We start from the raw sequence: 12332 nt of genomic DNA, 5'->3' as shown, positions 1-12332 counted from the left end.
CGGTCTCAGTGCTCGAAGGCGTGAGCCATCGAGGCCTGCTCCTCGAGCACTTCGCCGATCCGGGCCTGCACCGCGTCCAGCTGCGCGATCGTCTCGCTGGTGGTCCGGATGCCGGAGGCCACCGACTCGGCGCTCGACTGCAGCGCCGCGATCTGCTCGGAGACCTTCTTGGTCGCCTCGGCCGTCTCGCGGGCGAGCTCCTTGACCTCGCCCGCGACGACCGCGAAGCCCTTGCCGATCTCGCCCGCGCGGGCGGCCTCGATCGTGGCGTTGAGGGCGAGCAGGTTCGTCTGGTCGGCGATGGACGAGATGATCTGAATGACGTCGCCGATCGCCGCGGAGGCGTCGTTGAGCGAGGCGACGTCGCCGGTCATGTCGGACGCCCGGTTCACGGCGTCGTCGGCCACCCGGCTCGCGTCGCTGGTGGCCGTGCGCAGGCGGGACACCGTGTCGAGCAGCTCGCGGGCGTTGTTCGCCGCCTGCTCGGCGCCGCGCACCACGTCGAGGCGCTGCGACACCAGCTGCTGCACGTTGCGCAGCGCGTCCATCCGCGAGTCGGAGAGCTCGACGTACTCGGTGGTGAAGAAGTCCATCGTGCCCACGATGCGGTCGCCGCTGGAGATCGGGAAGCAGACCCCGGACCGTACGCCGGCCCGCTGCGCCGCGGGAGCCCGCACGCAGTCGGTGAGCTGTCCGATGTCGCGGACGAAGACGAGGTCGCGCGCCCGCCAGGCCCGGCCCGACAGGCCCACCCCCTCGGCGAAGGTCGCGGCCAGCGTCACCTTCCGGAACTCCTCGCCGGCGTCGCCCGACTCCACGCAGAAGCGCAGCACGTTGTCCTGCTCGTCGATCTGCCAGTACGACCCGTAGGCCCAGTGGAAGGCCGTTCGCACGGCGTCCAGCGCGGACCGGAGCGCGACCGACGAGTCGGTCGTGTGTCCCAGCGCGGCGACCACGTTGGTGACGGCCAGCCGGTCGTCGGCCACCTGCCGGGTGTAGTACGCGGTCAGCGCGGCCACCCGGGCCTGCTCGGCGACCCGCGCGATGGCGCCCCACTTGCTGATCAGGGCGGCGTCCGGAGCGAAGTCGGCGGCGGTGTAGTACTCCAGCACCGCGGTGGGACGGCCGTGCTTGACGACCGGAACGGCCACCCCGGCGTTCGCACCGCCGCGCAGCGCCGAGGCAAGGCGGGGATCGGTGGCCGCCGTACGCTCGTTCGCCCACACCGCGTGCCCGCTGCGAACGGCCTCTTGCACCAGCGGGGACGGCCCGGAGCCGGTGAGCTTGCCGGCCAGCTGGCCGCACTCGAACTCCAGCCGCGGGTTGCCCTTCTCGACGAGCCAGACAGCGACGTATTCGAGGCCGTAGAACTCGAGGTTCGTCGAGGCGTAAATGCGCCAGCTGCTGGCCTCGTCGACCGCCGACTCGAGGTTGGTGACGAGCTCTTCGAGTGCCTCGATGTCGCGGGGGAGCGCGCGCGGCGGCGCGCCCTCGTCCACCGCTCGCTTTCCGAACAGACCCATGATGTCAGGCTACGGAGTGTTATGCGGTATTTACGGCACTATCGTGAAACGGCGCCCGTCCTCAGGCCGTGAGCTCGGCCAGGGCGTCGGCGAAGATCGAGTGGTGGCGCTCGACGTCGGCCGTGGTGGTCCCGGGCGACATCAGCGCCATGTTGTGGAACGGGGTGAGCAGCACGCCGCGGTTCGCCAGATAGGCGTGCAGGAAGTCCTCCAGCTCGGCGTCCGCGGCGGCCGCCGACTCGGTGCCGTTGCGCGGGGCGGGGTCGGCGAACCGGTATTCGACGCGGGCGCCCAGCTGGCTCACCGACCACGGCAGGCCGTACCCCTCGATGATCTTGCGCAGCCCGCCGGCGAACGCCGTGGCGGTGGCGGTCATGACGTCGAACGCCTGCTCGGTGAGCACCTGCTCGAGGCATGCGCGGGCCGCCGCCATCGAGACCGGGTTGCCGGCCAGGGTGCCGCCGACGCCGCCCATGTCGACCAGGTCGAGGTCGTCGCGGCCGAGGATCGCCTCGGCCAGGCCGGCGCTCAGCCCGTACGCGCCGATCGGGATGCCGCCGGCGATCGCCTTGCCGATCGTGACGACGTCGGGCGAGAGCTCCCAGGCCGCGGTGGCCCCGCCCGGACCGGCCGAGAACGTGTGCGTCTCGTCGTTGATCAGATAGGCGCCGTGCCTGCGGGTCAGCTCGCGCACCCCGGCCAGGTAGCCCGGCTCGGGCAGCACGATGCCGATGTTCGTCAGCGCCGGCTCCATCAGCACGGCCGCCACGTCGCCCTGGGCCAGCTCGCGCTCCAGCCCGGCCAGGTCGTTGAACTCGGCGACCCGGCTCGTCGCGGTCACGTCGACCGGCGCGCCGACGTTGCCCTCGCGGCTCACGCCGCGCCCGTCCGGCCCGACCACGATCAGCGACTCGTCGACCGAGCCGTGGTAGCAGTAGCTGTTGACCAGGATCTTCGGCCGGCCGGTGACCGCGCGCAGCAGGCGGATGGCCCACCGGTTGGCGTCGGTCGCGGTGAGCGCGAAACTCCAGTACGGCAGGCCGAAGCGCCGGCTCAGCTCGGCCCCCACCGCTGCCGCGTCCTCGGTCGGCATCATCGTGGTGGCGCCGCCCAGCGTCGCCAGCCGGTGGTTCACGGCCTCGACGACGGGCGCCGGCGAGTGCCCGGCCATGGCGCCCGTGTCACCCAGGCAGAAGTCGAGGTACTCGTGGCCGTCGACGTCGGTGATCCGGTTGCCGGACGCCCGCTCGAAATACACCGGGAAGCCGGCGGCGGTCTTGTTCATCCAGGTCATCGGCACCCGGCCGAACAGGTGGTCGGCCCGCTGGTAGGCGGCGGCCGAGCGGGGCCGCCGCTGCGCGAAGACGCTGCGCTCGCGGGCCGTCAGCCCGGCGAGCAGGGCACGATCAACTCCGGATTCCGTCGTCATGGCGAGACGCTACCAATGTTCCGGTCTCTCAAGCGAGCCCCGGCAAGCGATTCCGCAGCAGACGGTCGCGGATGACCGGCCCGGCCGGCTCGGTCAGGGCGAGGACGACCCGCAGGTGCCGCGCCGCTGGGTCCTCGACCGTGCGCCCGGTGGCCGGATCCACGCGGACGCCCAGGTCGGGCGCGTCGGCGGCGTCCACGTCACCCACGGCGAACGCCGCCGCGAGCGGGTCGTGCAGCGGGACCGTTCGTTCGCCCAGGCGGGGCTCGTAGAAGTCGAAATATGCCGGCAGCATCGCGGCGAGCGCCTGGTTGAGCCTCGACGGCGAGGCCGCGAGGGCCGCGCGGTCCTCCTCTGACCAGCGATGATGCATGCTCACGTCGAGCGGCACGAGCGTCAGCGGCCACGGCGCGGCCAGCACCTCCGCCGCCGCTGCCGGATCGTCGGCGATGTTGGCTTCCGCCTGCGCCGTGACGTTCCCCGGCGCGCGCACCGCGCCTCCCATCACCGTCACCGAGGCCACCAGCTCCGGCAGTCGCGGTTCCGCTCGCAGCGCCGCCGCCAGGTTTCCGCTCGGCCCGACCGCGAGCACGTGCAGTTCCCCCGGCCGCTGCCGGGCCAGTCCGATCAAAAGCTCCACCGGCGTACGTGGGTCCGGCGCACCCCCGGCCGGCAGGTGCACCCCACCGACGCCGTTCCCGCCGTGCACGTGGGGCGTCCCGCCGCGCCAGTTCCCCGCACCGACGGCGACCGGAACGTCCTCCCGCCCGGCCAGCGCGAGCAGCCCCAGCGTGTTGGCCGCGGCCTGCCGCGCCGACGTGTTCCCGTTGACCGTCCCGATCCCGCCCAGTTCCACGTCGTCGTGGCCGAGCAACAGGGCCAGCGCGATCGAGTCGTCGATGCCGGTGTCGCAGTCGAGATAGATCAACATGTCTAGGGAAACTTCACATGCTCGTACGGGATCGATTTGGCGATCAGGACCGCGGCGGCGGCGCCCAGCAGGGGGACGCCGGCCCACAGCCAGGCCGGTCCGGCGCCGATCGCGGGGATGATCGCGGCCTGCGTGGCGGCGACGAGGGCGATCACGGCGGCGCCCTGATAGACACGTCGGGGGAACCGGCGGAGGACCATATCCACCCTTCCTGATGAGCGGCCACCGGAGGCTACTGCACATGATCATGTGAAGTCCATCGCACCGGCTCAGGTCGGGTCCCCGTCCGTCGATCACCCGGCGTGCGGCACGGACGGCTCTGGATCTGGTGGCTCGCGATCGGGATGGTCGCGACCGCCGTTCACTACGTCCTGCCCGAGGGCAGGGTCGCGAGCCTCCTCTACGACGTGATCGGGGTGGCCACCGCGGCCGGCATCCTGCTCGCCCTGCGCCTGCACCGGCCGGAGCGCCCGGCGATGTGGCGCTGGCTGGCCGCCGCGCAGATCACGTTCGTCGCCGGTGACCTGACCTACGAGTTCTACGAGAACGTCCTGCACCGGTCGCCGTATCCCTCGCCGGCCGACATCTTCTACCTCGGCTCGTACCCGATGCTGTTCGCCGGTCTTCTGCTGCTGGTGCGGCGCAACCGCGGCGGCACCGGCGACCTGATCGACGCGGCCATCGTCGGCACCGGCCTGGGGCTGGTCTTCTGGCTGTTCGTGCTCTATCCCGTGGCCGCCGATTCCGGCTCGTCGACGCTGGAGCAGATCACCACCGTCGCCTACCCGGCGGCCGACGCGATGGTCCTCGGACTGCTCGCGCGCCTGTTCACCGGGGGCGCGGCCCGATCGCCGAGCGCCCGCCTGCTGGTCGCCGGCGCGGTGATGATGCTCGTGGCCGACACCGCGTTCGCCGTCATCCCGCTCTACACCACGGCTTCGACCCACCTGGCCGACCCGGTGTTCCTGCTCGCCTACATCCTGTGGTCGGTGGCCGCGCTGCACCCGTCGATGGCCGGCGAGCGGGGCGGCGAGGAGCGCGTGGCCGCCCGCGTCGGCCCGTCCCGGCTGCTGCTGTTCGGCGCCTGCTCCCTGCTCGCGCCGGCCCTGCTGCTGGTCCCGCGGATCGGCGCCGACCCGGTCGGCCGCCTCTCGGTCGCCGTCGGTGCGTGCACCCTGGTGCTCTTGATCATCGCCCGCATGTCCGGCTTCGTGTTCGAGGTGCGCCGGCAGTCGGCCGAGCTGACCCGGGCCGCCATGCAGGACCCGCTGACCGGACTGGCCAGCCGCCGCCGCTTCGAAGGTGAGCTGCGCGACGCCCTGGCCGCCGGCCGCCCGCAGATCGCGCTGCTCGGACTGAACGGCTTCAAGAACGTCAACGACGAGCTCGGCCGGCCGATCGGCGACCGGGTGCTCGTGTCCGTGGCCGCCCGGCTGGCCGAGGCGGCGCCGGCGGGTGCCCTGGTGGCCCGCATCGGTGGCGACGAGTTCGCGGTGCTGCTGACCGACGCCGACGCCGACGAGGCCCGGGCGCTCGCCGCGTCGCTGGCCCGCACGCTGGGCGCGCCGGTTGCCGAGGGCGGTCACGAGCTGTACGTGGGGGTCGCGATCGGCCTGGCCGGCGGCGCCGGCACCACCCCGGTGGAGCTGCTGCGGCAGGCCGAGTCGGCGATGCACGCGGCCAAGCAGACCGGCGAGCCCGTACGCCGCTGGACGCCCGCCCTCGACGAGCGGGCCGGCGAGTACGTCCGGCTGGGCGCCGAGATCCGCACGGCGCTCGATCTGGGCCAGTTCCGGGTCGTCTACCAGCCGATCGTCGAGCTGCCGGCCGGGCGGGTGGCCGCGGTCGAGGCCCTGGTGCGCTGGGAGCACCCGGTGCGGGGCCTGGTCAGCCCGGCCGCGTTCATCCCGGTCGCCGAGCGCAACGGCCTGATCGTCGAGCTGGGGGAGTGGATCCTGCGGACGGCCTGCCACCGCCTCGCGACGTGGCGCGCCGACCTCGGCCCGGGCGCGCCCGACCGGATCAGCGTCAACGTCTCGGCCCGGCAGCTGGCCCGCCCGCACTTCGCGGCGACGGTGGCGGCCGCGCTGGCCGACAGCGGCCTGCCCGCCTCGTGCCTGGCCGTCGAGGTGACCGAGACCGCCGTCTTCGAGGGCGGCCAGGCCGTGGTCGCGCTGCACGAGCTGCGCGCGCTGGGCGTGCGGATCGCGCTCGACGACTTCGGCACCGGGCACTCGTCGCTCGGCCTGCTCCAGACCGTCCCGGTCGACATCCTCAAGGTCGACAAGTCCTTCGTCGACAACGTGACCGAGGCCGGGCGGCACACGGTCATCGCCGACGCGCTCTTCCAGGTCACCGCCGGCCTCGGCCTGACCGCGGTGGCCGAGGGCGTCGAGACGGCGGCCCAGGCCGAGGCCCTGCAGCGTCTCGGCTACCGCTACCTGCAGGGCTACCACTTCGGCCGCCCGGTCGCCGACCCCGATTTCGCGGCGGCCCGCATCCCGGTACGGGCCGCCACCGTCGTCGCCTAGGACTCGGCCCAGTCGCCGAGCGACCAGTCGCGGACCTCGGGCATGTCCTCCAGGTGTTCCACCACGTACTGCTCGTGGCGGGCCAGCTGGGACTCGCACCACTTCTTCAGGTCCTCCGCGCCCTGCGGCAGGCGGCGCGCGTTGTTGATGGCGTCGATGACCAGATGGTAGCGCGAGGCCCGGTTGCGCACGGTCATGTCGAACGGGGTCGTGGTGGTGCCCTGCTCGATGAAGCCGCGCACCCGGAAACGGTCGGCGTCGGGCCGGCCGTGCACGAGCTGGTGCACGGCGCCCGGGTAGCCGTGGAACGCGAACACCACGTCGACCGTGTCGGTGAACAGCTCGGTGAACAGCGTGTCGCTCATGCCGTGCGGGTGGTCCTTGCGCCGGACGAGCGTCATCAGGTCGACGACGTTGACCACGCGCACCCGCATGCCGGGCAGCCTCTGCTTGAGGATCTGGGCCGCGGCCACCGTCTCCATGGTCACGACGTCGCCGGCGCAGGCCATGACGATGTCGGGGTCGGTCGTGCCGTCGTCGGTGCCGGCCCAGTTCCAGATGCCGGCGCCGCGGGCGCAGTGCTCGATCGCCTCGTCCATGGTCAGCCACTGCAGTTGCGGCTGCTTGTCGATGACGATCAGATTGATGTAGGACTTCGACCGGAAGCAGTGGTCGGCCACCGAGAGCAGGCAGTTCGCGTCCGGCGGCAGGTAGACCCGGCTCACCGTGCCGCGCTGGGTCAGCACGTTCTGGATCAGGCCGGGGCCCTGGTGGCTGAAGCCGTTGTGGTCGTTGCGCCACGCCGTCGAGGTGAGCAGCACGTTCAGGCTCGGCACCTTGGCCCGCCAGGGCAGGTGGTCGGCCTCCTCCAGCCACTTGCCGTGCTGGATGGTCTGCGACGCGCTCACCATGGCGAACGCCTCGTACGTCGCGAACAGGCCGTGCCGCCCGGTCAGCGTGTAACCCTCGAGCCAGCCGTGGCAGTTGTGCTCGGACAGCACCTCCATCACCCGGCCGTCGGGGCCGAGCGCCACGTCGTCGGGATGCACCTTCTCCATGAAGGCGCGGTCGGAGACCTCGAAGACCGCGCCGAGCCGGTTGCTGTTGGTCTCGTCCGGCGAGAACAGCCGGAACCGGTCGGGGTTGGTGCGGTAGATGTCGCGCATGTACTCGCCGAGCCTGCGGGTCGACTCGGCCCGCAGCGTCGCCGGCGTCGTCACGTCGATGCCGTAGTCGCGGAAGTCGGGCAGGTCGAGCTCGCGGGTGAGCACCCCGCCGTTGGCGTGCGGGTTGGCGCTCATCCGCAGGTCGCCTTCCGGGTCCTGCTCGCGCAGCAGGGCGACGGGCGCGCCGTCGTCGTCGAAGAGCTCCTCCGGCCGGTACGACTTGAGCCACTGTTCCAGCAGGGCCAGGTGTTCCGGGTTGTCGCGCACGCCGGACAGCGGCACCTGGTGGGACCGGAACGTGCCGGTGACCTTGACCCCGTCGACCTCGGCCGGGCCGGTCCAGCCCTTGGGGGTGCGCAGCACGATCAGCGGCCAGGTGGGGCGCGTGCCGTCCCACCCGCCGTCGCGGGCCGAGCGCTGGATGGTGCGGATGCGGCCCCACGCCTCGGCCAGCGCGGCGGCGAACCGCTGGTGCATGCCGGGAAGGTCGTCGCCCTCGACCTCGATCACCTCGTAGCCGTGACCGCTCAGCAGCTCGCGCACCTCGGCCGGGTCCTTGCGGCCGAGCACGGTCGGGCCGGAGATCTTGGCCCCGTTGAGGTGCAGGATCGGCAGCACAGCGCCGTCGCGGGCCGGGTTGAGGAAGGACACGCCCTTCCAGGAACCCTCGAGCGGGCCGGTCTCGGCCTCGCCGTCGCCGACCACGGCGACGGCCAGCAGGTCGGGATTGTCGAAGACGGCGCCGAACGCGTGGACCAGCACGTAGCCCAGCTCGCCGCCCTCGTGGATCGAGCCCGGGGTGGTCACCGAGACGTGGCTCGGGATGCCGCCGGGGCTGGAGAACTGGCGGAACAGCTTGCGCAGGCCCGGCTCGTCGCGGGTGACCTCGGGGTAGACCTCGGAGTAGGTGCCCTCGAGGTAGCCGGCCGCGACCAGGGCCGGGCCGCCGTGCCCGGGGCCGGTCAGGTAGATCGCGTCCTGCCCGGTGTGGCGGATCAGGCGCGAGACGTGGGCGTAGACGAAGGACAGGCCCGGGCTGGTGCCCCAGTGGCCGAGGAGCCGCGGCTTGATGTGCTCGGCCTTCAACGGCTCGCGCAGCAGCGGGTTGGCCTGAAGATAGATCTGACCGATGGTCAGGTAGTTGTTGGCGCGCCACCAGGCGTCGATACGAGCGAGGTCGGCATCGTCGAGCGTCGGCAACAGGTCGGAGACAGCCGTGGGCACAGGCTCGTCCTCTCACTTCGCGGTCGTTGACAGTCACGCTACGGCTACCCGGCGGCGGCCAATAGAGTCTTCGGTACGGGGTGGAAGTGACTTTCGCGTGTCACTGAACCGCCGGCCCCGTACATCCGTTCCCCCTGGCGTGCCCGAGATCCAGGACGGCCCGCCAGCCGTCGGCCGCTTGAAGACGTTCGCCCGCCACCCCCGCGTCCAGCTGACGCTGACGGTCCTGGCGGCCCTGCTGCTCTTCGTGGCCCTCATCTTCCCGAACATCCTGTCCCGCCTCACGCCGCTGGGCTTCCTGCGCATCCCGCTCGAGGGCGCGGTCATGGTCGGCCTGCTGGTGGTGCTCCCACCGCGGGCGCGCCGGGTTTTCGCGATCGCCGCCGGCGCCCTCGTGGGTCTGCTGGTCATCGAGAAGTGCCTCGACATGGGCTTTTTCGAGGAGCTGAACCGGCCGTTCGACCCGGTGCTCGACTGGGTGCTGTTCGACGATGCGTTCAGCTTCGTCGTCGACTCGTACGGCCGCTTCGCCGCGATCGCCGCCGTCGCCGTGATCGTGCTGCTGGTCGTCGGCGTGCTGGCCCTGACCTGCTGGTCGGTGCTGCGGGTGGGCGCCCTCGTCGGCCGCCACCGCAGGAAGTCGGCGATCACCGCGGGCGGCGTCGGCGTGGCGTGGGCGCTCACGTTCTCGCTCGGCGTCTCCGTCTGGGGCGCTGTGCCGGTCGCGGCGCGCAGCACCGCCACGTACGCCTGGGACCGTGCCCACCAGGCCCGGGCCGGCCTCCGCGACGAGGCTGAGTTCGCCAAGGAGGTGCAGCAGGACCCGTTCAAGACCGTGCCGCCGGCGCAGATGCTCACCGGCCTCAAGGGCAAGGACGTCATCTTCACCTTCGTCGAGAGCTACGGCCGCAGCGCCGTCGAGGGCGTCGCCCTCGCCCCGACCGTCACGCCCGTGCTCGACCGGGGGACGGCCACCCTGGCCGAGGCCGGATTCACCGCGCGCAGCGGCTGGCTCACCTCGCCCACGTTCGGCGGCGGCAGCTGGCTGGCCCACGCCACGTTCGAGTCCGGCCTGTGGATCAACAACGAGCAGCGCTACCGCAATCTGGTCGCCACCGACCGGCTCACGCTGACCAGGGCGTTCCGCGACGCGAACTACCGCACGGTGAGCGTCATGCCGGGGGCGACGCGGGCCTGGCCCGAGGGTAACTTCTACGGGTACGACACCGTGTGGGACAGCCGCAACCTGGGCTACCAGGGCCCGAAGTTCAGCTGGTCGCCCATGCCCGACCAGTACACGCTCAAGCAGCTCAACACGATCGAGTACAAGAAGGCCGGCCGCGGCCCGCTGATGGTCGAGATGCCGCTGGTCTCGAGCCACACGCCGTGGGCGCCGATCCCCGACTACCTGCCCGACTGGAACCAGGTCGGCGACGGCTCGATCTATCACCGGATGGTCGAAGGGGCCAAGAAGCCGAGCGCCCTGTGGGCCGAGCCGCGCGAGGTGCGGGCCGAGTACGGCAAGTCGATCGTGTACTCGCTCACCGCCCTGATCAACTGGGTCAGGCTCTACGGCGACGACGACCTGGTGATGGTCTTCCTCGGCGACCACCAACCGTCGCCGATCGCGGCCGGCGCCGGCGCCAGCCACGACGTGCCCGTCACGGTGCTGGCCAAGGACCCGAAGGCGCTCGACCGCATCGCGAGCTGGGGCTGGACCGAGGGCCTGCGCCCCCGCCCCGACGCCCCGGTCTGGCCGATGAACGACTTCCGGAACAAGTTCTTCACCGCGTTCGGCGAGCAGACCCCCGCCTCGTAAAAAGGATCCGACGGGATGTCGATTCCGGCGCCGCCTCGATCGTCACCATGGAGACGGCACACCAGCGGAGGAGACAACACCATGCGTTACGTCATGATCCTGGCCGGCGACGAGACCCCCTGGAACGACCCCGGGACGGCCGAGCGACTGATGGGCGAGATCACCTCGTGGTGGGAGAAGTGGTCCGCGGCCGGCAAGATCGAGGAGGGTGGCGCCGAACTGCAGCCCTCCTCGACCGCGAAGACGGTGGGCCGCGGCGCCGACGGCGGGCCGACGGTCACCGACGGCCCGTTCCTCGAGCTGAAGGAGGTCGTCGGCGCGATCCTCTTCCTGACCGCCGACGACATGGACGAGGCGGTGGCGATCGCCTCCACCTGGCCGGGCATCGCGGCCATCGGCGACCGGGTGGAGATCCGCCCGGTCCTGGAACGCTGAGCCGTCACTCCGTGCCGAGCGCGGCCAGCCGCCGGGTGAGCAGCTCCCGCTCGGCCGGGTTGGTGGCCAGGGCCAGCGCCCGTCGCCACGCCTCGGCCGCCTCGTCCCGGCGGCCCAGCCGCAGCAGCAGGTCGGCCCGGGTCGCGTGCCAAAGCCGATAGCCGGACAAACGCTCGGCGAGGGCGTCCACCTCGTCGAGCGCCGCCGCCGGCCCGGCCACGAAGCCGGTCGCCACGGCCCGGCTCAACGAGACCACCGGCGACGGCGTGAGCAGCTGCAACCGGTCGTAGAGAGCGCGTACGGCGGCCCAGTTCGTCGCCGGCCACGACGGCGCCAGCGCGTGCTGGGCCGCGATGGCCGCCTGCAACTGGTACGGCCCGGGCCGGTCCAGCGCGGCCGCCCGGGCGAGCCGTCCCACCGCGAGCCGGATCATGGCACCGTCCCAGCGGGACCTGTCCTGCTCCTCCAGCAGCACGAGCCGGCCCTGGTCGTCGAAGCGGGCCGCCGCGCGGGCCTCGTGCAGTTCGACCAGCGCGGCCAGGCCGGCCGCCTCGGGCTCGCGCGGCATCAGGTGGGCCAGCTGCCGGGCCAGGTCGAGCCCCTCGCGGGCCAGGTGACCCTCGTTGTGGACCAGGTAGCCCTCGTTGTAGATCAGGTAGACCACGGTCAGCACGGCCGGGAGGCGGGTGCCCAGCTCGTCTTCGGGTGGAACCTCCACCCGTACGCCGGAAGCTCGAAGGTTTTTCTTGGCCCGCACCAGGCGCTGGGCCATGGTGGCCCGCGGCGTCAGGAACGCCGCCGCGACGGCCTCGGTGGGCAGACCGGCCACGGCGTTCAGGGTCAGCGCCATGCGGGCCGCTTCCGGCAGCGCGGGGTGACAACACGCGAAGATCAGGGCGAGCCGGTCGTCCCCGGTGGGCGCGTCCGGGGGCGTACGGGCCAGAACCGCGACCTTCTCGCGGCCGGTCGCCTCCCGCTTGATCGCGTCGAGCGCCTTGCGCCAGGCCGTGGTCACCAGCCAGCCCGCCGGACTGCCGGGCACACCGTCGGACGGCCACCGGCGCAACGCCTCGGCCAGCGCCTCCTGGAGCGCCTCCTCGGCCCGGTCGAGGTCGCCCAGCCGGCGGGCCAGCACACCGAGCATGCCGGCGGCGTCCGTACGCCAGGTCTCGTCCACCGCTGCCCGTGCGTCCACCGGCACCAGTCTGCCCGGTCCCCGTCGTGTTTCCTCGTCGTCTTCTGGTCGAACCGGACGGGCGGTCGCGACGTGTGGA

The 12332-nt window shown here is 72.2% G+C and carries 9 protein-coding genes; 3 read left to right on the top strand and 6 right to left on the bottom strand.

The annotated features are described in order from the left end of the window. Window positions 1–5: 5 nt before the first annotated feature. From KXC43_RS20040 to KXC43_RS20025, 4 genes are all read right to left on the bottom strand, one after another. A complete protein-coding gene (locus KXC43_RS20040) occupies window positions 6–1523 on the bottom strand; it encodes a methyl-accepting chemotaxis protein (protein WP_221377614.1) in 1518 nt (505 codons plus the stop codon). 61 nt (window positions 1524–1584) lie between these two features. Next, window positions 1585–2952: a transaminase gene (locus tag KXC43_RS20035; RefSeq protein ID WP_221377613.1), complete on the bottom strand. Its 1368-nt coding sequence runs from the start codon at window positions 2950–2952 to the stop codon at window positions 1585–1587. Between the two features lie 28 nt (window positions 2953–2980). Next, window positions 2981–3883: a nucleoside hydrolase gene (locus KXC43_RS20030; protein ID WP_221377612.1), complete on the bottom strand. Its 903-nt coding sequence runs from the start codon at window positions 3881–3883 to the stop codon at window positions 2981–2983. A 2-nt stretch (window positions 3884–3885) separates the two neighbouring features. Then, window positions 3886–4083: a hypothetical protein gene (locus KXC43_RS20025; RefSeq protein ID WP_221377611.1), complete on the bottom strand. Its 198-nt coding sequence runs from the start codon at window positions 4081–4083 to the stop codon at window positions 3886–3888. 102 nt (window positions 4084–4185) lie between these two features. Between KXC43_RS20025 and KXC43_RS20020 the strand changes: the two genes are divergently transcribed. Beyond that, window positions 4186–6414 carry a putative bifunctional diguanylate cyclase/phosphodiesterase gene (locus KXC43_RS20020; RefSeq protein ID WP_221377610.1) on the top strand — a complete coding sequence of 743 codons (2229 nt, stop codon included), beginning with the start codon at window positions 4186–4188 and terminating at the stop codon, window positions 6412–6414. Here KXC43_RS20020 and KXC43_RS20015 read toward each other — a convergent pair. Next, complete coding sequence (locus tag KXC43_RS20015; protein ID WP_221377609.1) at window positions 6411–8804, bottom strand: phosphoketolase family protein; 2394 nt, start codon at window positions 8802–8804, stop codon at window positions 6411–6413. The genes KXC43_RS20020 and KXC43_RS20015 overlap by 4 nt on opposite strands. A 139-nt stretch (window positions 8805–8943) precedes the next feature. On the opposite strand from KXC43_RS20015, the gene KXC43_RS20010 reads away from it, so the two are divergent. Both KXC43_RS20010 and KXC43_RS20005 read left to right on the top strand, forming a co-directional pair. Beyond that, window positions 8944–10623 (top strand): sulfatase-like hydrolase/transferase, encoded by a 1680-nt coding sequence (locus KXC43_RS20010; RefSeq protein ID WP_308129162.1) that lies wholly within the window; start codon window positions 8944–8946, stop codon window positions 10621–10623. A gap of 81 nt (window positions 10624–10704) precedes the next feature. Beyond that, complete coding sequence (locus KXC43_RS20005) at window positions 10705–11058, top strand: YciI family protein (RefSeq protein ID WP_221377608.1); 354 nt, start codon at window positions 10705–10707, stop codon at window positions 11056–11058. 4 nt (window positions 11059–11062) lie between these two features. Here the strand turns inward: KXC43_RS20005 and KXC43_RS20000 are convergent, their stop codons facing one another. Next, entirely contained in the window at window positions 11063–12253 is a 1191-nt protein-coding gene (locus KXC43_RS20000) for an RNA polymerase sigma factor (RefSeq protein WP_308129161.1), read from the bottom strand. Between the last annotated feature and the right edge of the window lie 79 nt (window positions 12254–12332).

The organism is Paractinoplanes polyasparticus, from assembly GCF_019710575.1.
GTDB lineage: Bacteria > Actinomycetota > Actinomycetes > Mycobacteriales > Micromonosporaceae > Actinoplanes > Actinoplanes polyasparticus.
The sequence above is the reverse complement of the archived record's forward strand: the minus strand, read 5'-3'. Positions and strand labels throughout refer to the sequence as shown.

Coding starts and splice junctions, on each gene's coding strand:
- KXC43_RS20040 (WP_221377614.1), bottom strand. CDS start 1,523: ATGGGTCTGTTCGGAAAGCGAGCGGTGGACGAGGGCGCGCCGCCGCGC.
- KXC43_RS20035 (WP_221377613.1), bottom strand. CDS start 2,952: ATGACGACGGAATCCGGAGTTGATCGTGCCCTGCTCGCCGGGCTGACG.
- KXC43_RS20030 (WP_221377612.1), bottom strand. CDS start 3,883: ATGTTGATCTATCTCGACTGCGACACCGGCATCGACGACTCGATCGCG.
- KXC43_RS20025 (WP_221377611.1), bottom strand. CDS start 4,083: ATGGTCCTCCGCCGGTTCCCCCGACGTGTCTATCAGGGCGCCGCCGTG.
- KXC43_RS20005 (WP_221377608.1), top strand. CDS start 10,705: ATGCGTTACGTCATGATCCTGGCCGGCGACGAGACCCCCTGGAACGAC.